Origin of the sequence: Haloarcula sebkhae (genome assembly GCF_014647415.1) — an archaeon.
GTDB classification, from domain to species: domain Archaea; phylum Halobacteriota; class Halobacteria; order Halobacteriales; family Haloarculaceae; genus Haloarcula; species Haloarcula sebkhae.
This window is the reverse complement of sequence record NZ_BMPD01000006.1, coordinates 125,803-146,468: the sequence shown is the minus strand read 5'-3', so window position 1 is coordinate 146,468 and position 20,666 is coordinate 125,803. Positions and strand designations below refer to the sequence as shown.

Genomic DNA, 20,666 nt, shown 5'->3' with positions numbered 1-20,666 from the left:
TCAAACGCGGTTTGTCGAGCCCAGGTGGCGTCGGCACAGCAAATCACAGGACGACGACAGCGATGCCGGCGACGGCGACGATTCCAAGAGCGACCGTCACTCGCCGGCCCAAGTCGACGGTTCCCAGTAGCCACGCGAGTCCAGCCTTCGTGAGCGTATTCGCGATAGCGCCGATGACGATGCCGGTAGTCGCGACTTCGGGCGATATCTCGCCATCCGCTTCGAGCGCGCTCAGCGTAAGCGTGATCGCATCGACGTCAGCGAGCCCCGAGAGAAACGCAGTTGCATAGATGCCTGAATCGCCGAACCAGGTATTTGCGGACTGGGACACGAGGAGCACGATCGCGAAAACAGCGCCGGTCGGAGACGAAACGGGTTCTTGAGATCGGTCTCGACCGTGGACTCTGTCGTCGATTGCCAGTAGACGATGCCGGCGATAAGCACGCCAACACCAGTCATCACTCCGAGCGGAACGACGACGCGAGGGAGTAAGGCCGGGTTGACGACGGCGACTTCGACGAGTGCACGCGGGAACATGACGATCGATGCGACGACAATCGAGAACGACCCGCCTTGATAGTCTGCCGTATAGACGTACGCAAGCGACCCACTGGCGACCGGTTCGAGCGTCGACTGATCGAGTTTGTCGCCCAGTTCTTCCGCAACGACGTGCTTTGGATCTCCCCCTGCTCCCTCTGGAATTTCGTCCTGAAGCGTTCCGAAAACGTCGGCATACACCGGTGGAACGATATCTGGGCGTGTCGAGAGTACCTGCCCGACTTTGATGAAAGCCGGTCCGAGTTCGAGCATTGTATCCCGGATCTGCTCGGCTCGCTGTCGATGTTTCTCGCCTGGAACCTATCGTCGTGAGCCAAACAGGACGAACCGCCGACGGTCACGGAGAAATGCCAGTGCAAAGGGTAGAAATCGGACGATGACGACCAGATACCGGCGAAACAATCCGCTCATTTATCGAAGCGACAAACGGCTGAGTGGCGTCAATTGGCAGTACATACTCTGGCTTCGATCAAGTGGCATATACAACTGAAGGAAACATTATATTGTCTCGTATAAATCCACCTCTATTGAGACACCTTCGACACTAGTGATCCGTACGTTTCAGTTCACACAGGGGGCGATTCGAGCGATAAACTGTGCCCGGGATGTACGGGTCAGTGAAACGGTGGACTGACGACGGTACATATATGCCATTGGGACAAGAGGTTGCTAAGAACATCAGCAAAACAACTGAGGACAGGTAATGTCGAGCCACTACATCACGTCAGCAGACCATCTCCCAGAGGAAGCACAGACAGAAACCACACTACAGATCACGGATGCCCAAACGAAACGTATTTTCGAGGCACGCGTCCGGATTGCCAAAGACCCCGATGCACTCACTGACCCGGAACCGCTCACAATCGTCGCTGGGCCACACGAGAGCGTCAGCGAGACCAGATACGTCGAATTGCTCGACGAGACTGATGCGACCGGTCTCGATCAGGAGCTGGTGACCCATCTGGCGGCCGAACAGGAGACGGCGTCGAACATCCTCAACACTCGGTCCGACGATCTGAAGGTGCTCTTGCGGTATCTCGTCGAGACTGGCGAGTACGAGTCAACGTCTGATGCGCTTCGTGAGATCGCGTTCGACCACCTCGCCACAGAACGACCGGCCCTGCTTGACGCCTACGCGGAGGTCCGCCGCGAACTCGACGACGACCCACTGAGGCGCGTCCTCAAGAAACAGGAGTGACAGATGTCAGTTAATTCGCTCCGCGAGTACCTCGATTTGCTCGACACGACCGGCTGGCTCCGGACTTTTGACCAGCCGGTGTCGTGGGACCTCGAAGCAAGTGCAGCGACGATGCTTGCCAATATCCGTGACGGCCCGATTCCGGTGTTCGAGTCCATTGCGGGGCTAGAGACGGAGTCGAAACTGGTTGGCGATCCGTACCGCGGCCCCCAGACGCGCCCCTGGGATCACTTCGCCAGCGCGCTGGGACTCCCAGCTGGCCTTTCGGGCCGTACGTACTACGACCGAGTGATCGATTGCCTCAACGCGCCGCAAGCGCCCCGAACTGTCGCGAGCAACGAGGCCCCCTGCAAAGAAACAGTGCGGACGGGGAACGGGGTCGACCTCCTGTCGTTCCCGTGGCCATATATCCACGAGGGTGACGGGGGACGGTACTCGAACCACCACACCATCGTCGCACCGGACCCCGACACGGAGTGGGGGACCTGGTCGAGCCATCGCATGATGATCCACGACAGTTCCCGGGCTAGTCTGCTGTTACTGGCTGGTGAGCAGGTTCCCAACCGCTACTACTACGACTACGAGCCACGTGGCGAACCGATGCCAGTTGCGGTCGTTATCGGTTCGGAACCCACTGTCGAGTGTACTGCGGATATGTGGATTCCGACAGGCCGGAGCGAAGCGGCCTTCGCGGGCGGCCTGAAAAACGCGCCCGTGGACCTCGTCCAGTGCGAAACTAATGACCTGTACGTCCCGGCGACGGCCGAGCTAGTTCTCGAAGGGCACGTTCGGCCGGACGACCGGCTGGATGAGGGACCGTTCGGAGACTACTTCGGCTACATGAATGGCCCGCGACGCTCCATGCCGGTGTTCGAGGTCGATGCGATCACCCATCGCCACGAACCGCGGATACCGTTTTGTGTTGAGGGGAGCGGTGTCGGATACGGGCAGAACTCGACCAGTACGCTTCGGCTCGTCGCAGCCGGTCCCGACGCGACTGTCGGACTCCGGGCTGCTGGATTCGACGTTGCGATGGCGGTCCCGTGGCGGTTCACCTCTCGCACTGTCTGGGTCATCGCGACGGATCGACCGTATCCGGGCTATCTCCATGAACTGGCGAACTTTATTTTCACGACGTGGGGAATGCTCCACATCGACTTCTTCGTATTTGTCGACGCTGCTGTCGACCCGCTCGATCCACGGGCAGTCTTGACGGCCATCGCACTTGAGGCCGATCCGGACGCCGACTTCCACCAGTTCGGCGTCGAGCGGATGCCGAAAGTTCCGCTCAACATCTATCAGACGCCAGACGAAAAGGGAAGTGCGGACGTGGGAACTTCGAAGGCCAAGACGGCGAAAGCCTACATCGACGCGACGACTGACGGTGACGCGGCGGATACGACGGCGACCACAGAAACACGGAAGCGAGCGCAGGAACGACTGGTCGAAGCAGGACTGGACGCCGCACGATTCGATCAACTCGATGAGCGGGAGGAGAAACCACAGTGATACCGTTCACGCAGTACGTTCGCGGACTGGCCGGCGACGACGACCTCGTCCGACTCGGCGGCCCGTTCCAGGTCCCGGTGGACGTGCTTGCAGCGGAGGCGCTCCGTGCGAGTGGGCCGGCACTTCGATTCCAGCGATCCGCCGGCAGTGACCTAGTGAGCGGTGTGTTCAGCGGCCCGGACCAGACCCAGCAGCGCGAGGCTAGACCGTGGTCGCGGCTGTCGCTCGGCCTCGGACTCGACCCGGAAGCCACGCTCGTCGAGCTACTAGAAACGATCAGCACTCTTGGCCCGGTCGGCGAGAATCCGGAACCGACGTACACGGGTCAGGCGGCCTCGGGGACAGATATCGACGCACAGGACCTGCAGTTCCCGCAGGGCGAAACCGATACGTGGCCTGCAGTGACGCTCGGCGTCGCCTCGGTCTCGACCGCTGACGGCACACACTGGGCACCGGTTCACGGCTCGGTTGTGGGTGGCGACACACTCAGAGTGCGTGTTCCGGACCCTCTGTCGTCGCTTGTCGGTGAAGGGACGACGATGGCGATAGCGCTCGGCGTGCCGCCGGCGGCGATCACGACGGCATACCTCCTCGCTGTCACCGAGCAAACTGCCACACCGATCCAGTCCTGTGGGGTGGCCGGAACCATCCCGCTCGTCCCGACCAACGGCGGACTCGTCCCGAGTGCGGCGGAGGTCGTCATGGAGACGACGGTCGTGGACCGCCAGCCGGACTTCCGCTCCGACCGTCGAGAGGGCTGGGAGTACGTCGTCGAGAGCGGCCCGCTCTCGCTGTCGGTCGAGCGCGTCCGCACTACTGAAAACCCGGTCATCCCCATCTCTCCCGTCGGTCGTCCGCTCGCGGATGACACCCGTCTCACGGGACTCGCGACCGCCGCAGCGCTCTATCACCGGGTCAACAACTACTGGGGTATCTCGCCAGTGGAATGGATTATGCTCCCGGCGGAGGCCGAACTCGGGATCTGTTTCGTGGCGAGTGACGTGCTCTATGGCGGCTTCGAATGGCAACTCGCGAACATCCTCTTTTCGTTCTCGTCGCTTTTCGACACAGTCGTTATCGTCGACGAAGACGTTCCGCCACAGGACTTCGGCCGCGTTCTGGCTGATATCTGGCTGAAATCTCACCCGGCCCGCGACTGGACGTTCAGCGAACCGGATGCACCGGCAGCGACACGCCCTCACTATCGACGAGACAACGCGACCGGGTCGCGCCTGTATGTGAACGCAGCGTGGGACCCACGCTGGAAGGAAACCTACATCGCGCCGCGAGTCACGTTCGAGAATTCGTTCCCGAACGACGTCCGCGACGTAGCTCGTGTCCTGTGGGACGAACTCGCCACCGCTCCCGGAGAGACGACTGCAAACGAATCGTCCGATTAAATATGTCTCTCGAATGTATATATCTTCAAATATATTGTAATCAGTTCTGTTTTCACCTTACTGAGTCCAAATAATACCTACGTAGAAAAAGAAAGTAAAATAAATACAATATATTTTTTTCAAAAAATAACCGATACAGTTATACCAGAATCCGGTATTCCGAGCGGTGTATGGTCACCAGCCACAACCTCCCGGATTACGACACAGCGCGGAACGAGTTCTCCTGGGACGATATCTACGCGGCAGCGGACTGGGACGCACCGAACGACCTGAACATCGGGCACGAAGTTGCCGACCGACACGCGACCGACCGGGGACAGGTCGCACTCTATCAGGTCGGGACCGACGGAGAGCTGTCGAAAATGACCTTCTGGGAGCTTGCCGACCGCTCAAGCCAGTTTGCTAACGTCCTCGACGACCTCGGGGTCGCGCAGGGTGACCGGGTCTTCTCGTACATGCCGCGCATCCCCGAGCACTACGTGGCGCTGGTCGGAACGCTCAAACACGGCGCGGTCTGGGGAAGCGTCAACGAGCGGTTTGGTCCCGATGGCATCTCGTACCGTCTGGACGACTGCGACGCAAAGGTCGTCGTCACCACGACCGACAATCGTGACACGGTCGAAGACGCACTGGACGATGCGCCCGCGGTCGAACACGTGATTACCGTTGACCGCGGGGGCGGCGCACCCGCCGGTGACGTGGTGTTCAATACTGCGCTCGACGGCGCGAGCACGGCGTACGAGGTTGCCGAGACCAGCGGGGAGGATGACGCACTGCTGTACTACACTTCGGGGACGACCGGGCTGGCCAAGGGCGTCCTCCACAAACAGCGCTGGATCGCCGGTGTCGCGGCAACACAGAAGTACGCCGTGGATCTTCAGGACGGCGACCTGTACTGGTCGACGGGCGACCTCGGCTGGCTGACCGGGGCAATCAACACACTCGGTGCTTGGTTCTGGGGAGCGTCGCTGTTCACGTACGAGGGCGAGTTCGATACCGACGAGTGGGCCGCCCTGCTCGACGAATACCCGATCAGCGTCCTGTTTTCGGTTCCGACAGCGTACCGGATGCTTCGGGAGAACGAGGAGGTCCTCGCCGATGTCGACCTCGATCTGCGTCATGCCCTCTCCATCGGCGAACCACTCAGTGCCGGTGTCGTCGAGTGGGGGGAGGAGGAACTCGACGTCACGATTCTGGACACGTACGGGCAGACCGAGACCGGGAACATGATCATCAACAACTATCCTACGATGGAACTCCGGCCCGGGTCGATGGGGAAACCACTCCCCGGAATCGAGGCCGATATCGTCGACCCACAGAGCGGTGCGGTTCTGGAACCCGGTGAGACAGGTGAGATCGCACAGCGGGGCGACTACCCGTGTTTCTTCGCCGAGTTCTGGAACAAGCCCGAAAAGACCCAGCGGGCGTTCATCGACGGGCCAGACGGGAAATGGTATCTCTCGGGCGATCTGGCACATAAGGACGAGGACGGGTATTTCTGGTTCGAGGGCCGGGCAGACGACGTGATCCTCTCTTCCGGCTACCGCATCGGGCCGTTCGAGGTCGAGAGCTCGCTGGGCGAACACGAAGCGGTCGCCGAGGCGGCCGTCGTCCCCAAGCCACATGAAGCGCGGGGGAACATCGTCAAGGCCTACGCTGTGCCGAGCGAGGACGCGGAGCCGTCCGACCCTCTCAAAGAGGACATCCAGAGCTACGTGAAAGAAGAGCTCTCAGCACACGAGTACCCACGCGAAATCGAGTTCCGCGAGGAACTGCCAAAGACTGTGACCGGGAAGATCCGCCGAACCGAGCTCCACGACGACGCCGAAGCAGAAGCTGAAGTCGAATCCTGACAGAGGGTATCAAGCAGTACGAGTACCAACGTATACATATCACCAATGAATTTCGAAGCTACCGAGGAACGTTCGATGATTCGGTCGACCGCAGCGGACGTGGCGACCGAGTACGGACCGGAGTACTGGCGCGAGAAAGAGGAAGCAGGCGAGTTCGGAGAGGAATTCTGGGACGAACTGGCCGCAGCCGGCTTCCACGGCCTGCTGGTCCCACAGGAGTACGAAGGGGCCGATATGGGGATACAGGAGATGGGGCTGGTCATGGAGACGCTCTGTGCCGAAGGCTGTGGCATGGCGGGCACTTGGTATCTGGTGCTCACCGCCGGTATGGCCGCTGTCGGTATCAGGGACCACGGAACCGAAGCACAGAAACGGACCTATCTGCCAGACATCGCCAATGGGAAGCGTAACTTCTCTATCGGTATCACGGAGCCCGAAGCCGGGACGAACACGCTGAATGTCGCGACCCGTGCCGAGAAAGACGGTGACGAGTACGTGCTGAACGGGAACAAAGCCTGGATAACCTTCGCAGACCGGGCTGACAACATGATCCTCGTCACGCGAACGACTCCACGTGACGAGGTAGAGCGCGGGACCGACGGCATAAGCCTGTTTATCGTCGATATGGACGATCCCGACATCGACGCGTCGCCGATCCCCAAACACGGCATCAACTATTCGAAGTCCTGCGAGGTCTTCATCGAGGACGTTCGGGTCCCCGAGGAGAACCTCCTGGGCGAGGAAGACGACGGCTGGTGGACCCTCGTCGATATGCTGAATCCGGAACGCATCGGCTTTGCGGCCGCCGGGACCGGTATCGGCAAGCTAGCCGCCGACACTGCTATCGAGTACGCCAGCGACCGAGAGGTGTTCGATGCGCCTATCGGGACCCATCAGGCGGTCTCGTTCCCGATCACCAAGGCGTACGCCCGTATGGAAACGGCGGCACTCATGCGCGAGAAGGCGTCCTGGCTCTACGATCAGGGCAAGGAATGTGGATACGAGACGAACGTCGCGAAGGCGACGGCCGTCAGTGCTGGCATCGAAGCGGTCAAGCAATCCATGCAGGCGTTCGGCGGCTGGGGCTACGCGAAGGAGTACGACGTCGAGCGGTGGTGGCGCGAAATCAACTTGACACGGCTGGCCCCGGTCTCCCAGCAGATGGCCTACAACCATATCGGGCAGCACCTCGGCTTCCCCAGATCCTACTAATGTTCGAGAAAGTCCTTGTCGCAAACCGCGGCGAAATCGCGGTTCGTGTGATGGCTGCGTGTGAAGAGCTTGGTATCGAGACGGTCGCCGTCTACAGCGACGCCGACCGCAACGCCGGCCACGTCGAGTACGCCGACGAAACATACAACGTCGGCCCGGCACCTGCAAGCGAGTCGTATCTCGACCAAACAGCGATCCTCGATGTCGCTGAGCGGGCCGGGGTCGACGCGATCCACCCGGGGTACGGCTTCCTCGCGGAAAACGCCGAGTTCGCTGGCCGCGTCGAGGCTACCGACGGCATCACGTGGGTCGGTCCGCCGAGCGACGCGATGGAGACGCTGGGTGAAAAGACGAAAGCCCGGACGGTGATGCAGGATGCCGGCGTCCCAGTCGTCCCCGGCACGACGGATCTAGTCGACGACCCGGAAGAAGTACGGGAACTGGGCGCAGAGTACGGCTACCCCATCGCGATAAAGGCCGAGGGCGGTGGTGGCGGTCGCGGCATGAAGATCGTCCGGAGCGAGGCTGAAGTTGCGGAGGCGCTCAAAAGCGCGAAGCGCGAGGGTGAAGCCTACTTCGGCAACGATTCGGTGTACGTCGAAAAATACCTCGAAGCGCCAAAACACGTCGAAGTACAGGTGCTCGCGGACGAACACGGCAACGTTCGCCACCTCGGCGAGCGCGACTGCTCACTACAGCGCCGTCACCAGAAAGTTATCGAGGAAGCCCCGAGTCCGGCGCTCGATGCCGAACTGCGTCAAGAGATCGGCGAAGCCGCACGACGCGGTGTCAGTGAAGCCGGGTACACGAACGCCGGCACCGTAGAGTTCCTCGTTGAAGACGGGGAGTTCTATTTCATGGAGGTGAACACCCGAATTCAGGTCGAACACACCGTCACCGAAGCAGTGACCGGGATCGATATCGTTCGCTGGCAGCTCCGGGTCGCCGCGGGCGAGCAACTGGACTTTACACAGGATGACGTGTCGATTGACGGGCACGCCGTCGAGTACCGGATCAACGCGGAGAACCCGGCCGAAGACTTCGCGCCGACGCCGGGACCGCTGACGACGTACGCGCCGCCAAGCAGTATCGGTGTCCGGCTCGACCACGCGGTCTCCCAGGGCGACGAGATCGGGGGCGACTACGACTCGATGATCGCGAAGCTCATCGTCTCCGGTGAGGACCGGGAGCACTGTCTGGACCGGTCGAGGCGGGCTCTCGATCATTTCACTGTCGAGGGAGTCCATACGACCATCCCGTTCCATCGGCTGATGCTGGACGACGACACCTTCGCCGCCGGGACCCACACGACGAAATACCTCGATCAGGAACTCCCCGACGATGCCCTCGACGCGGCTGTCGAGCGATGGGGGACTGACGAGATTGGCGGCGACGCCTCGCCGGCACCGACGGAGGAAATCGCTGTCGAAGTCGATGGGAAGCGCTTCGATGTCGTCGTTACGGACGGACTGCCCCGCGTCTCCCGTGATGGAAACGCCAGTGTCGGCTCCGGCAGTGGCGCTTCGGGCGGCAACTCGTCCGGTGGCGGTACCGCGGACGTGACCACGTCGGGTGCGATCACGGCCGAGATGCAGGGAACGATTCTCTCGACAGAAGTCACGCCCGGCGACGATATCGCTGCGGGTGATGTCGTCTGCGTGCTGGAGGCGATGAAAATGGAAAACGACGTGGTGGCGTCCACGGGCGGAACCGTTGCATCCGTCCCGATCGCGGAGGGCGACTCCGTAGACATGGGTGACACTCTGGTTGTACTGGAGGAGTAAGTATGCAAGTCAGAATTTCAGACGGCGCGACCGAATCTGAAGCACAGGCTATCGCCGAGGCGCTGGCGACACACTTCGAGGACGATATTACTATTGTCGTCGACAGCGGCGAAGCGGTCGGCAGTGCCACGTACGACGGCGATCGACGGGACGAATCCACGGAACCGATCGACGACTACCTCGGTCCGACCGAACGCGAGGAGGCCCTGCGCGAGGAGATTGAAGAGATCCTCGAAGGCGGGCCGGAAAAGTACAAAAAGCAGTTGCCCGAGGAGGGAAAGCTGTTCGTCCGGGACCGTATCGACCTGTGGTTCGGCGACGACTTCCTGTTTGAGGACGGGAAGTTTGCGGAGTTCGACGCCGACGATCAGCTCCCGGCCGACGGCCTCATCACGGGGGCTGCGGAGTTCGAGGGCCGTGACCTGCATTTCATGGCCAACGATTACACGGTCAAACGCGGCAGCATGGCCGCAAAGGGTGTCGAGAAGTTCCTCCGGATGCAACAGCGGGCACTGAAAACCGGGCGACCAGTGCTGTATCTGATGGACTCCTCGGGCGGCCGTATCGACCAGCAGACGGGCTTTTTCGCCAACCGCGAAGGGATCGGGAAGTTCTACTACAACCACTCGATGCTCTCTGGGCGGGTCCCGCAGATCTGTGTGCTGTACGGTCCCTGTATCGCCGGCGCGGCCTACACGCCAGTCTTCGCGGACTTCACCGTCATGGTTCGGGACATGAGCGCAATGGCGATCGCAAGCCCCCGGATGGTCGAAATGGTCACCGGCGAAGAGATCAGCCTCGAAGACCTCGGTGGCCCTGACGTGCACGCACAGCACTCCGGGAGCGCGGACCTCATCGCCGACGACGAGGAACACGCCCGCGAACTCGTCGCGAAACTCATCGGCTATCTGCCCGACAACGCCGACGAAGACCCACCGCAGACCAGCGGGACGGCCCCGAAGCGATCGCCGGAGGGTATCGATTCCGTCGTCCCGGAAAAGCCCAACAAAGGCTACGACATGTTCGACGTGATCGAGCGGGTCGTCGACGCCGGGTCGACGCTCGAACTCCGGCCCGAGTACGGCAAGGAGATCATCACGTCGTTTGCCCGGATAGACGGCCGCCCGGTCGGGGTCATCGCCAACCAGCCAGCCCAGCGCGCGGGTGCCATCTTCCCTGACGCGGCGGAGAAAGCCGCCCAGTTCATCTGGACCTGTGATGCCTACAACATCCCGCTACTGTATCTCTGTGATACGCCGGGGTTCATGGCCGGGTCAGGTGTCGAGAAGGAGGGCATCCTCGAACAGGGCAAGAAGATGATCTACGCCACGTCCTCGGCGACAGTGCCGAAGCAGTCCGTCGTTGTCAGGAAAGCCTACGGCGCGGGCATTTACGCGATGTCCGGTCCCGCGTACGACCCCGAGTCGACGATCGGCCTTCCGAGCGGGGAGATCGCGATCATGGGTCCCGAAGCGGCTATCAACGCCGTCTACGCCCGCAAGCTCTCCGAAATCGAGGACGAGGACGAACGACAGCAAAAGGAGCAGGAACTCCGCGAGGCCTACCGTGAGGATATCGACATTCATCGAATGGCCAGCGAAGTCGTCGTCGACGACATCGTCCCGCCGAGCGACCTCAGAACGGAACTGGAAAACCGGTTTGCGTTCTACGAGACCGTCGAGAAAGACCTCCCGGACAAGAAACACGGAACCGTCCTCTGAGCTATGACAGGACTATACTACGAAGAGTTCGAGATCGGCGAGACCATCGAACACGAGAAGCGCCGCACGATCAGCGAGCGCGACAATCAGCAGTTCTGCGATATGACGATGAACCAGCAACCGCTGCATCTCGACGCCGAATTCGCGGCGGAGACGGAGTTCGGCGAGCGACTGGTCAACGGGCTCTACACGATGAGTTTAGCTGTCGGTCTGACCATCCCGGAGACGACCGATGGCACTATCGTCGCGAACCTCTCCTACGACAACGTCGAGCATCCGAACCCGGTGTTTCACGGCGATACGATCCGCGCGCAGTCGACCGTGACCGACAAACGCGAGACCAGCGACGGTGACCGCGGGGTCGTCACGATGCACGTCGAGGTGTTCAAGCTCACAGATGCGGACGGGGTCCTCGTCTGTGAGTTCGACCGCACCGTGTTGTCACTGAAACGTGATACCGCCGAGTGACGCCGGGACCGTTTGATGGACGAAGCGGGGCCCCAGTCGCCTACTCTGGGACACCGATGACCCATCGCCATCGTTGCTCGAACGTCCCGTCGAGAGCGCTGAGGAGTTCGCGGGCTTGTCGCACTCGTTTCTCCGTATCGAGCTTCGGATAGAGCCGTGCGGCCATCGCGGGAATCGCGTGAAACAGCCGGATGTTTTCGGCAGTCGTCGAAAAATTTCAGGTCCCTGTCGTCGTCGAGAACTCACCAGCGACGGCGTCTTCGACAACTGATGTGCCAGTTGGGGAGCGTGACTTACGCTCGAACTGTTCGAACACGTCCGTGCCGTCAGGCCGGAACCAGCCAAGCGGTGCGACGGCCCCGACCACGCCGTCCGCGCCGAGCACTCTGGCGGCTTCTCGTACTGCAGTAGCTGGTTCAGGGACCAGAAAAAGGGAGGCAGTAAACGCGACGCCGTCGACCGACCGGTCTTTGAGCGGGAGGTGGTCGAAATCGGCCTGCAATCGGGCAGGAAAGTCGATTTCCCGCAACATCTCGCGACTGATGTCGAGCGCAATAGTATCCGCTGCCGTCTCGGCGAAAACGCGTGTGCTCACCCCAGTTCCTGCCCCCGCATCAAGTACTGTCCCGAGTCCGCTGTCAGTACGAGCGTTCATCTCAGCGGCGAGCAGACGAGCGAGCGAGGTGAACCGATTGGTCCGCCGCTCGTAGGTCATATAGGCGTCGACGCTGGCATCGAAGTTCTGCCGGACGACGTCTTTCATACACGACAGCACAGTCAGGTCTCGGATAGGTGTTGCCGTTGGCTACCGCTGACCGGCCTCGCGAGCGCGGTCGAGGACACGCTTCGCCTGTGCGATGAGCGGTGCGTCGATCATTTCTCCGTCGACCTCGAAAACCCCGGCGTCCGTCTCCTCATCGGTCGTGACGACGCGTTCGGCCCATGCTATCTCCTCGTCACTGGGGGTGAACGCGTCGTTGATGACCGCGACCTGATCCGGGTGGATCGCCATCTTCCCGTCGTACCCGAGTTGGGCAGCGAACTCAGTCGCCTCGCGGAGCCCGTCCAGATCGCCGTAGTCGGGGTAAATCGTGTCGATTGCGTCGATTCCCGCGGCGCTGGCCGCAACGACGACCCGCTGGCGTGCATAGAGTACCTCCCGCCCATCGCTGGTCCGACTGGCACCGATGTCGGCCGCGAGGTCCTCGGCCCCAAAGAGGAGCGCATCAGTGGAATCAGCGGCTGCAATCTCAGCCGCGTTGAGGACGCCAGCGGCTGATTCGACCAGCGCAAGCACCGGGAGATCCGCGCTGTATTCATCGAGGAGCCGTTCCAGTGCCGAGATGTCGTCGGCGGAACTGGCCTTCGGGAGCATCACACTGTCGGGACTGGTGTCCGTCAGTATCGCAGCAAGGTCGGCTGTGGCGCTGACTCCCACCGGATTGATACGAACACAGACGTGGCTGTTCGAGCTGACAGTCGAGAGTACCGACTGAACCGATTCACGCGCCTGTTCTTTATCGGCCGGTGCAACCGCGTCTTCGAGATCGAAGACGACAACATCAGCGTCGCCGTCGGCTGCTTTCCGCATCAACTCCGCGTTGTCACCCGGCGCAAACAGAACACTGCGACGAACCATAGCTGCGCCTTCACCCCCCAGCAGTAAGATGGTAGGGGATTACCGTCTGGCCAATCCGGAGTGATCGTGCGCTGGTCACTCGGCCGCCTGTCGCAGTCAGAATCACCGGTGTCTCCAATCATCTATCGGTGCCATGACTACCCAGTCACTTCGACGGGGCTGCTGTACAGCACAAACAGCATGGATTTTTATGACACTGGGTAAAATCTCTCTCTGTGACAACTGACCTCCCTGGTGTCGCCGACAAGCAACTGTTCGACACGCACGCGCATCAGCCGACCAGTGAGTTCCTCCACGACGCCGGCGGCGAAATGATGCAAGACGCCGCCGATCGGTTCGGCACTGATCTGGAGACGTGGGACTACGACGAAATGCTCGCCGAATACCACGAGGCGGGTGTCGGTGGCGCGGTCCTGCTCGGCTGGGACGCGGAGACGAACACCGGGAACCCACCCGTCCCGAACGACTACGTCGCCGAGGTCCGGGACCAGTATCCCGATTTCTTCGTTGGATTCGGAAGCGTCGACCCGTTGAAAGACGACTGCGTGCAGGAGGCGATCCGGTGTGTCGAGGATCTGGACCTTTCGGGGTTCAAGTTCCAGCAGATCGCACAGGGCTTTGACCCCTCGGACGAACGCCACGACCACCTGTGGAGTACCATCGAGGATCTCGGCGTTCCCGTTGTCTTCCACGGCGGGAACTCGACACTGGGTGCCTGTAGCGCCGGCGGCCGCGGCCTGAAAATCAAGTACGGCAACCCGATGCTTATCGACGACGTAGCTGCTGCACATCCGGACCTCGATATCCTCATCGCCCATCCCGCCTTCCCGTGGGAGAAAGAGCAGCTTGCGATCTGCCAGCAGAAAGGCAACGTGTACATGGACCTCTCTGGCTGGGTGCCGAAGTATATCGACGACCAGGTACTCCATTACGCCGGGACAGTCCTCAAAGACAAGGTGATGTTCGGCACCGATTATCCGATGATTGACCCCGAAACGTGGCTCGAATCGTTCGCTCGCGACACCGACTTCGACGCGGATGTCCAGCGGAAGATTCTGTTCGAGAACGCCCAGGACTTTTTCGACCGCTAGTCGAAGTCCGGGGTTCGCCCGTCCAGAAACGCTTCGACGCCTTGCGAATGTGCCGGCGTATCGTAGGCCAGTGACTGGATGCGTGCTTCTCGACGCAGCCCGGTTTCTAGGGGTTGGCCAATGTTGTCGTGGATCGCTTCCTTCGCCAGCCCGAGGTTCGCCGTCGGCTGTGCCTGAAGCGTTTCGAGCAGGTCAGTTGTTCGTGCATCGAGTTCGGCCGGGTCGACAGCCTCGTTGATCAGATCCATTTCGGCGGCGCTCTCGGCGTCGATCAGCTTCCCGGTGAACGCAAGCTCTTTCGTTTTCCTGAGCCCGATGAGTCGGGGGAGGATGGCGGTTGCGCCCATGTCCGGGACGAGACCGACGCTGATGAACGACGCACCGAACCGCGCGGACCTGGCGGCGTACGCGAAATCGGCGACCGCTACGAGTGAGAGCCCGGCACCGACCGCGTCGCCGTTGACTTTCGCCACGACAGGCACCGGGGCTGAGAGGATATTGCTGGCGACCCGGCCTAGCGTTGTCCGGACCCGCTCGTAGGCTTCGGTCGTTGTCTCCTCACGCTCGCTCATCGCCTCGATATCCCCGCCGGCACTGAACGCATCACCGTCGCCGGTGAGGAGGACGGCATCGTGTGTCGCCGGGTCGAGGTCGTCGAGCGCATCGGCTAACTCAGTTGCGACCGCCGCGGTCATCGCGTTCTTTACATCGGGACGATCGAATACAATCCGTCGAACAGCGCCGTCTTCAACGCGCATGGTCGTACTCAGACGCGCGGGTACTTTACTCTCCGTCGTCGCTCGAACAGTCGTCGCTCGAACGGTCGTCGCCGTTACTCACCGCTGTCGCTTGGAAGGCCATCGCCGCTACTCTCCGCTGTCGCCCGGACGGCCTTCGTCGACGCCGCTAAACAGCTGTGTGAACAACGAATGCTGTGCGCGGTGGAGTCGTTCGAGGAATGCAGACTTACTGATACCGAGTTCGGCAGCGACTTCGCTAGCTGTTGTCTGCCGTGGGACGACAAAGTAGCCCATCTCGACTGCGTATCGGAGACTCTCCGTCTGTGCCGGGGTCAGGTCCCACTGCTGTGCAATAGATGCGTCTTCTGTCGTACGCAGTGCGTACACCCGCTGTAGCTTCACGCCGACGGTTTCACCGGCCGTCTCCATGACAGTCTGGAGAATTTCGTGGCCCACTACAGCACCCGTCAAGATCGCGTTCCCGTCCCGATATGTCAGCGATTCCACCATGAACCCCGCGCTAATGAGTTTGTGCACGACACACTGCTGGAGCGACAGACACCGGTAGTTGTACCGACCGTCGGTAACTGACTGGTAGAGATAGCGGATTCGGTCGTCACTATCGAGGTAGTCGATAAGACCGTCACTTGCCTGTGCACTGAACCGTAGCAACACGTTACGGTCATCGCGGAGGAGTGGCGGAGCCACCTCGATTGGTGTCCCAGTGGCACTGCTCGCATCCGCCAGCGGGCAGTCGTCGCCCTCGATGCGAAACTCGACCATGAGGCACTCCTCTATCATTGCCTCGTGTATATGCCGACGTGCATATAAAACCCGTCTATATAGGGGCAAATTAGTAAGAACATTCCTCACGATTTTTGGGATAGATATGAACGTCGACGAAGTCAAAGACCGTGCTGGACCCCGGGAATTCAGCCCGAAAGACGACCTTCCCGAGGAGTATCGGAAGGCAGCCACGCGGATGCTCGAGTTCCACGCCAACAGCGAGATCATGGGGGCGTACCTCGAACGGCCCTTCATCAGAAAAGCGCCGAGCATCGAGCGAAAGATGGCCTTCAGCGCGAAGGTTCAGGACGAAATCGGTCACGGGCAGATGCTCTACCGCGCGGCGGAGTCGCTCGGGATCAAGACCCGCGACGAGATGCTCGACGATCTGGCAAACGGGGACGGGAAGTTCCTGAACTGCTTCCATTACCCGATGGAGAGCTACGTCGAGACGCCGATGATCGCCTTCTTCGTCGACGGGGCGGCGATGCGCCGCCAGGCGACGCTTAAAAAGTCCAGCTGGGAGCCATACGCCCACGCGATGGACAAGATCTGCTTCGAAGAGGGGATGCACGTCAAACACGGTGAGTCGATCCTCCGCGAACTGATGAACGGCTCCCGGAAGGAACAGCGCATGACCCAGGAGGCCTTCGAGGAGTGGTGGCCCCGAATCCTGCAGTTCTTCGGCCCGACCGACGACCAGAGCACCCATCACGACTTCGCCGCGGAAGTCGGGCTGAAGACGTGTACGAACGACGAGCTTCGGAACGCGTTCCTCAACACGTACATCCCGAAGGCGAAAAAGTACGGGCTGGAGATGCCCGACGAGCCACGCATCCGGGACAACGGTGACGGGACCTACGAGGTCGTCGAGGACGACCTCGACTGGGACGAGTTCTTCACTGTCTCGCAGAACGAATACGACGGCAGTATCGAGCAGATCTCCGGTCGGCGGCAGGCCCAGGAAGCGGTTCAGTGGGTCCGGGACATGATGGACGACCAGACAACGACGAACAGCGGCCCGCAGACACAGGCAGCGGACTGAGAACGATGATCTGGGAAGTATTCCGACAACAGAGTCCGGACGCGGATTTCGTTCACTGCCGGGACGTCCACGCACCCGATCGAGAGATGGCGAAGCAGTTCTCGGTCATCCAGCACGGACGACGGAAGCCAACCCATGCACTCTGGGTTGCCCCGCAGGAGAAAATCACGCAGGTCGATCCCGACGCAGAGCGCCGTGACGAGAGCGGAGATGGCGCCGAGAAACCGTGGGCTGTCTTCCGGCAGGACAAGCCCGGTGGGTATCACACGCACTGCGGTGATGTCGACGCTGCCAGCACCGCCGGCGCAGAACAGGCGGCGATTGCAGCGTTCACTGACGACGACCCAAACAGTCTCTGGGTCGTCCAGCACCAGTACATCGGCGAAGTCACCGAGGACGACGTGAGCTTCGGTGGCACGACCAACAAGTCCTACCGGTTCGCACAGACGTACAACGTCAACCCGGCTGCTGAGGAGGTCGAAGCCTCCGAGTCCGAACAGATAGAAGCGGAGAAACAGCGAGGTGAGATATAATGGCAACAACCGAGTCCGACCTCGGCGGTCCAACCGACCTTTCGGAGGAAGAACAGCGCGCAGTCGAGGCACAACTGCTTCGTCTCGCCGACGATGAGCTGATTCAGGCCGAACGCTACACGTTCTGGCAGGTCCGAGCGCCGACACTGGAATCGGACCTCTCGATTTCGAACAACGCACAGGACGAGCTGGGCCACGCACGACTGTGGTACGATGCAGTCCAACAACTCGGCTATTCCGAGGAATCGCTCATTTACGAGAGCGACCCCAGCGACTTCCAGCACAGTACGCTCGTCGAGCTACCGTTTGCGGAAGGTGACTGGGCCGATGCTATCGTCAGAGCGTACCTCTACGACGTTGCTGAAGACATTCGCCTCTCAGCCCTCGAAGACTCATCGTACGAGATCATCCGGAACAGAACGAGTCGCATCCAGGGCGAAGAGGGCTATCATCTCGAACACGCCGAGAGCTGGCTCGACCGGATGGCTCTCGACGAGGAGGCCAGCGAACGCGTCCAGGCGGCTATCGACGAACTCTATCCGTACGCCCTCACGCTGTTCGAACCCGTCGGCGACGTGGAGGCCGACATCGACCGGCTGGGCATCCGAACGATGACCCTCGACGAGATGCGCACCGAGTGGGAGACTCGCGTCGAATCGTTCCTGACCGAACTGGGATTCGACGTGCCAACCGATGCCGCCCCCGCTACGCCGACGGGCCGGGACAACGAACACACTGACCACTGGCATGACCTGCACGAAGAAATGACGGCCAGCTACCGGAATCTGGGACGTGACAAAGCGACGCTGATAATGGCGGACGACGATGAGTAGTGACTACGACCGGCCACGTGCGGACTCTGATGCCACTGCGTGTTCGTACACTGACTACGAGACAAAAGACCACGCGGCGGACGATGTGCCGGCCACGGGCGAAGACGCCGAGGGCATCGAGCGCGACGTGTGGGCGGCCCTGTATCAGGTCGAGGACCCGGAGATGCCGGTCAGCATCGTCGATCTGGGCCTCATATACGGGCTTGACGTGTCCGACGGTGACGTCACGGTTGACATGACACTCACCTACAGCGGCTGTCCGGCGCGCGAGATCATCCTCGATGAGGTCGAGGAGGCTGCCGAGAGTGTCGACGGAATCGAGACCGCGTCGGTCCGCTTGGTCTGGGCCCCGGACTGGTCGATCGATCTGGTCACCGAACAGGGCAAAGAAGCACTGCGGGACTTCGGAATGAGTTTCGACGGATGAGCGAACCGGACCCCAGTGTCACGACCAGCGGCGAACAGACGGGCGCGGAGTGCCCGTACTGCGGTTCGACCGACACAGAGCGGAAACACCCACGCGGCCCGTCCCGATGTCAGTCGATCCATTACTGCAACGAGTGTCTGCAGCAGTTCAAGAAGTTCGAGTAAGCAGTTATTACTCGCTTTTTGATCGTAGTTTCATAGTGTGACACAGAGCGGTGGTGCCATTGATGGCACTTGACTGGCGGCGTGACCACGACGCGTCAGCGGGAGCTTCAGCCGAGGTTTATATGGACGTTTTTCACTTCTGTGTAGCTCTCGATGGCCTGCTCGCCTTGTGCGCGGCCGTGGCCGCTCTGTTTCGTCCCACCAAAGGGAGTCTGTGGCCAGGTGTTGGGCGTCTCGTTGACCATCACCATCCCGTAGTCCAAGCTGTCTGTGACGGTGTGGGCGCGAGTCAGATCGTTCGTCCAGACACAGGCAGTGAGGCCGAACGGCGAGTCGTTCGCGACCTCGATGGCCTCCTCTTCGTCGCTAACTTCGATTGCGGTAAGCACGGGACCGAAGATCTCCTCCTGTGCAATCGTCATCTCGTTGTCCACGTCGGCAAAGACGGTCGGCTCGACGAAGTGACCGGTGTCTCTGTCCGCGGGAACGCCACCGCCGGCCACAACAGTCGCTCCTTCCTGCTTGCCGGTCTCGATGTAATCGAGAATCTCCTGTTGCTGGCCCGCACTGACGACTGGTCCCATCTGGCCATCGTCGTCGATACCGCCGCCAAGCGGGATGTTTTCGGCGATTTCGGCCATCCGGGAGACCATCTCGTCGTAGACATCTTCGTGGACGACAATACGCGAGTTCGCCCAGCACATCTGCCCGGCGTTCATGAAAATCCCGTACTGGATGCCGCGGGCGGCGGCATCGAGGTCAGCGTCGGGGAACACGACTGCCGGTCCCTTCCCTCCGAGTTCAAGCGTTACGTCGGCGACCGCATCGGCAGCACTGCGCTGAACCGTCTTTCCGACACCTGTACTCCCGGTGAAGGTGACGTGATCGACGCCCTCGTGTCCGGTGAGTGCGTCGCCGGCCTCGGAGCCTTTCCCGGGAACGACGTTGACGACGCCGTCCGGAAGGCCCGCTTCTTCGGCGGCTTTCGCGTAGTACAGTGCCGACAGCGGCGTCATAGCGGACGGCTTGAGAATAACGCTGTTCCCCGCCGCCAGCGCCGGTGCCAGGCCGCGGCCGGCGAGCTGGAAGGGATAGTTCCACGGCGCGATGTGTGCGGTCACACCGACCGGCTCACGAGTAGTGTAGTTGAGCCGGCCGTTCTCGACAGGAATCTCGTCACCGCGGATCTTGTCCGTCCAGCCGGCGTAGTGGCGGAACGTATCGGTGACCATGTCGATTTCCAGCCCGGCTTCGAACGGCGTTTTCCCGTTGTCATGGGATTCAACCATGGACAGTTCGTCTTTCATCTCCTCGATGGCGTCGGCCATCGCATGGAGCTTCGCCCGGCGCGTTCCGGGGTCCATCGTCGCCCACTCGGAACCCTCTGCGACGGCCGCCTGTGCCGCCTGTACTGCAGCATCGATATCGGACGCCTCAGCCTTCTGTACCGATGCGTAGGGCTGTTCAGTTGCCGGGTCCTCCGTCTCAATGCTGTCGCCGTTGGTCGCTTCTCGCCATTCTCCACCGATATACAGGTCTGTCGGGCCGGTGTACTCCATTGCAATAACAGAGGGAGTGCGCGGCGTCTTAGTTGTTATTATTGATTATTAATGTCTGGGCGACGAGAGCGCTATCTATGGGTTTCAAGTCGCAAAATTGCGGTACTATCCGCTACCGATGCATCGCTTTCGGACGCATCAGTGGA

At 61.1% G+C, this 20,666-nt stretch carries 17 protein-coding genes and 5 pseudogenes; 15 read left to right on the top strand and 7 right to left on the bottom strand.

Annotated features, from left to right (window positions below; translation table 11 throughout):
- Positions 1 to 43: 43 nt before the first annotated feature.
- Positions 44 to 579, bottom strand: a pseudogene (locus tag IEY38_RS16865) (DUF4010 domain-containing protein); the annotation flags it as partial.
- Positions 570 to 969 (bottom strand): annotated as a pseudogene (locus IEY38_RS21845) (ABC1 kinase family protein); the annotation flags it as partial. The pseudogenes IEY38_RS16865 and IEY38_RS21845, both read right to left, overlap by 10 nt.
- Positions 970 to 1,261: 292 nt before the next feature.
- On the opposite strand from IEY38_RS21845, the gene IEY38_RS16860 reads away from it, so the two are divergent.
- The 8 genes from IEY38_RS16860 to IEY38_RS16825 all read left to right on the top strand — a co-directional run bounded on the left by IEY38_RS16860 (position 1,262) and on the right by IEY38_RS16825 (position 11,703).
- Positions 1,262 to 1,756, top strand: a complete 495-nt coding sequence (locus tag IEY38_RS16860) for a ubiD operon protein (RefSeq protein WP_188979686.1) — start codon at positions 1,262 to 1,264, stop codon at positions 1,754 to 1,756.
- A gap of 3 nt (positions 1,757 to 1,759) precedes the next feature.
- Complete coding sequence (locus IEY38_RS16855; RefSeq protein ID WP_188979683.1) at positions 1,760 to 3,265, top strand: UbiD family decarboxylase; 1,506 nt, start codon at positions 1,760 to 1,762, stop codon at positions 3,263 to 3,265.
- Positions 3,262 to 4,665: a UbiD family decarboxylase gene (locus IEY38_RS16850; RefSeq protein ID WP_188979681.1), complete on the top strand. Its 1,404-nt coding sequence runs from the start codon at positions 3,262 to 3,264 to the stop codon at positions 4,663 to 4,665. The genes IEY38_RS16855 and IEY38_RS16850 overlap by 4 nt, the downstream gene beginning before the upstream one ends.
- A 170-nt stretch (positions 4,666 to 4,835) precedes the next feature.
- Positions 4,836 to 6,518: an acyl-CoA synthetase gene (locus IEY38_RS16845; protein ID WP_188979679.1), complete on the top strand. Its 1,683-nt coding sequence runs from the start codon at positions 4,836 to 4,838 to the stop codon at positions 6,516 to 6,518.
- A 45-nt stretch (positions 6,519 to 6,563) separates the two neighbouring features.
- On the top strand, positions 6,564 to 7,730 hold the full coding sequence (locus IEY38_RS16840; protein ID WP_188979677.1) for an acyl-CoA dehydrogenase family protein: 1,167 nt from the start codon (positions 6,564 to 6,566) through the stop codon (positions 7,728 to 7,730).
- A complete protein-coding gene (locus tag IEY38_RS16835; RefSeq protein ID WP_188979675.1) occupies positions 7,730 to 9,514 on the top strand; it encodes an acetyl/propionyl/methylcrotonyl-CoA carboxylase subunit alpha in 1,785 nt (594 codons plus the stop codon). The genes IEY38_RS16840 and IEY38_RS16835 overlap by 1 nt, the downstream gene beginning before the upstream one ends.
- Before the next feature lie 2 nt (positions 9,515 to 9,516).
- Positions 9,517 to 11,235: an acyl-CoA carboxylase subunit beta gene (locus tag IEY38_RS16830; protein WP_188979673.1), complete on the top strand. Its 1,719-nt coding sequence runs from the start codon at positions 9,517 to 9,519 to the stop codon at positions 11,233 to 11,235.
- 3 nt (positions 11,236 to 11,238) lie between these two features.
- On the top strand, positions 11,239 to 11,703 hold the full coding sequence (locus IEY38_RS16825; RefSeq protein ID WP_188979672.1) for a MaoC family dehydratase: 465 nt from the start codon (positions 11,239 to 11,241) through the stop codon (positions 11,701 to 11,703).
- A 40-nt stretch (positions 11,704 to 11,743) separates the two neighbouring features.
- Here IEY38_RS16825 and IEY38_RS16820 read toward each other — a convergent pair.
- Positions 11,744 to 12,466, bottom strand: a pseudogene (locus tag IEY38_RS16820) (class I SAM-dependent methyltransferase).
- A 42-nt stretch (positions 12,467 to 12,508) separates the two neighbouring features.
- Positions 12,509 to 13,342 (bottom strand): HpcH/HpaI aldolase/citrate lyase family protein, encoded by an 834-nt coding sequence (locus IEY38_RS16815; protein ID WP_188979669.1) that lies wholly within the window; start codon positions 13,340 to 13,342, stop codon positions 12,509 to 12,511.
- 215 nt (positions 13,343 to 13,557) lie between these two features.
- On the opposite strand from IEY38_RS16815, the gene IEY38_RS16810 reads away from it, so the two are divergent.
- The gene (locus IEY38_RS16810) at positions 13,558 to 14,433 is read left to right on the top strand and encodes an amidohydrolase family protein (RefSeq protein ID WP_188979667.1); all 876 of its coding nucleotides are present in this window, start codon (positions 13,558 to 13,560) and stop codon (positions 14,431 to 14,433) included.
- Here IEY38_RS16810 and IEY38_RS16805 read toward each other — a convergent pair.
- Together IEY38_RS16805 and IEY38_RS16800 are read right to left on the bottom strand one after the other, a co-directional pair.
- Positions 14,430 to 15,191: an enoyl-CoA hydratase/isomerase family protein gene (locus tag IEY38_RS16805; protein WP_188979665.1), complete on the bottom strand. Its 762-nt coding sequence runs from the start codon at positions 15,189 to 15,191 to the stop codon at positions 14,430 to 14,432. The genes IEY38_RS16810 and IEY38_RS16805 overlap by 4 nt on opposite strands.
- A 108-nt stretch (positions 15,192 to 15,299) precedes the next feature.
- Entirely contained in the window at positions 15,300 to 15,956 is a 657-nt protein-coding gene (locus tag IEY38_RS16800) for a helix-turn-helix domain-containing protein (protein WP_188979790.1), read from the bottom strand.
- A gap of 106 nt (positions 15,957 to 16,062) precedes the next feature.
- On the opposite strand from IEY38_RS16800, the gene paaA reads away from it, so the two are divergent.
- The 6 genes and pseudogenes from paaA (at position 16,063) to paaE (ending at position 18,961) form a co-directional block, all read left to right on the top strand.
- The gene (paaA, locus tag IEY38_RS16795) at positions 16,063 to 17,004 is read left to right on the top strand and encodes a 1,2-phenylacetyl-CoA epoxidase subunit PaaA (protein WP_188979663.1); all 942 of its coding nucleotides are present in this window, start codon (positions 16,063 to 16,065) and stop codon (positions 17,002 to 17,004) included.
- 5 nt (positions 17,005 to 17,009) lie between these two features.
- Positions 17,010 to 17,189 (top strand): annotated as a pseudogene (locus IEY38_RS21840) (PacF protein); the annotation flags it as partial.
- A gap of 48 nt (positions 17,190 to 17,237) precedes the next feature.
- Positions 17,238 to 17,537 (top strand): annotated as a pseudogene (locus IEY38_RS21835) (PacF protein); the annotation flags it as partial.
- On the top strand, positions 17,537 to 18,370 hold the full coding sequence (paaC, locus tag IEY38_RS16785) for a 1,2-phenylacetyl-CoA epoxidase subunit PaaC (RefSeq protein ID WP_188979661.1): 834 nt from the start codon (positions 17,537 to 17,539) through the stop codon (positions 18,368 to 18,370). The pseudogene IEY38_RS21835 and the gene paaC, both read left to right, overlap by 1 nt.
- Entirely contained in the window at positions 18,363 to 18,797 is a 435-nt protein-coding gene (paaD, locus tag IEY38_RS16780) for a 1,2-phenylacetyl-CoA epoxidase subunit PaaD (protein ID WP_188979659.1), read from the top strand. The genes paaC and paaD overlap by 8 nt, the downstream gene beginning before the upstream one ends.
- Positions 18,794 to 18,961, top strand: a complete 168-nt coding sequence (gene paaE, locus IEY38_RS16775; protein WP_004594293.1) for a 1,2-phenylacetyl-CoA epoxidase subunit PaaE — start codon at positions 18,794 to 18,796, stop codon at positions 18,959 to 18,961. The genes paaD and paaE overlap by 4 nt, the downstream gene beginning before the upstream one ends.
- A gap of 107 nt (positions 18,962 to 19,068) precedes the next feature.
- Here the strand turns inward: paaE and IEY38_RS16770 are convergent, their stop codons facing one another.
- Positions 19,069 to 20,520: an aldehyde dehydrogenase family protein gene (locus IEY38_RS16770; RefSeq protein ID WP_188979657.1), complete on the bottom strand. Its 1,452-nt coding sequence runs from the start codon at positions 20,518 to 20,520 to the stop codon at positions 19,069 to 19,071.
- Between the last annotated feature and the right edge of the window lie 146 nt (positions 20,521 to 20,666).

What these genes read in the sequence shown, in the direction of transcription:
- IEY38_RS16825 (WP_188979672.1), top strand. Translation starts at nt 11,239, where the DNA reads ATGACAGGACTATACTACGAAGAGTTCGAGATCGGCGAGACCATCGAA.
- IEY38_RS16815 (WP_188979669.1), bottom strand. Translation starts at nt 13,342, where the DNA reads ATGGTTCGTCGCAGTGTTCTGTTTGCGCCGGGTGACAACGCGGAGTTG.
- IEY38_RS16840 (WP_188979677.1), top strand. Translation starts at nt 6,564, where the DNA reads ATGAATTTCGAAGCTACCGAGGAACGTTCGATGATTCGGTCGACCGCA.
- IEY38_RS16845 (WP_188979679.1), top strand. Translation starts at nt 4,836, where the DNA reads ATGGTCACCAGCCACAACCTCCCGGATTACGACACAGCGCGGAACGAG.
- IEY38_RS16860 (WP_188979686.1), top strand. Translation starts at nt 1,262, where the DNA reads ATGTCGAGCCACTACATCACGTCAGCAGACCATCTCCCAGAGGAAGCA.
- IEY38_RS16830 (WP_188979673.1), top strand. Translation starts at nt 9,517, where the DNA reads ATGCAAGTCAGAATTTCAGACGGCGCGACCGAATCTGAAGCACAGGCT.
- paaC (WP_188979661.1), top strand. Translation starts at nt 17,537, where the DNA reads ATGGCAACAACCGAGTCCGACCTCGGCGGTCCAACCGACCTTTCGGAG.
- paaD (WP_188979659.1), top strand. Translation starts at nt 18,363, where the DNA reads ATGAGTAGTGACTACGACCGGCCACGTGCGGACTCTGATGCCACTGCG.
- IEY38_RS16855 (WP_188979683.1), top strand. Translation starts at nt 1,760, where the DNA reads ATGTCAGTTAATTCGCTCCGCGAGTACCTCGATTTGCTCGACACGACC.
- IEY38_RS16805 (WP_188979665.1), bottom strand. Translation starts at nt 15,191, where the DNA reads ATGCGCGTTGAAGACGGCGCTGTTCGACGGATTGTATTCGATCGTCCC.
- IEY38_RS16770 (WP_188979657.1), bottom strand. Translation starts at nt 20,520, where the DNA reads ATGGAGTACACCGGCCCGACAGACCTGTATATCGGTGGAGAATGGCGA.
- paaA (WP_188979663.1), top strand. Translation starts at nt 16,063, where the DNA reads ATGAACGTCGACGAAGTCAAAGACCGTGCTGGACCCCGGGAATTCAGC.
- IEY38_RS16835 (WP_188979675.1), top strand. Translation starts at nt 7,730, where the DNA reads ATGTTCGAGAAAGTCCTTGTCGCAAACCGCGGCGAAATCGCGGTTCGT.
- IEY38_RS16800 (WP_188979790.1), bottom strand. Translation starts at nt 15,956, where the DNA reads ATGGTCGAGTTTCGCATCGAGGGCGACGACTGCCCGCTGGCGGATGCG.
- paaE (WP_004594293.1), top strand. Translation starts at nt 18,794, where the DNA reads ATGAGCGAACCGGACCCCAGTGTCACGACCAGCGGCGAACAGACGGGC.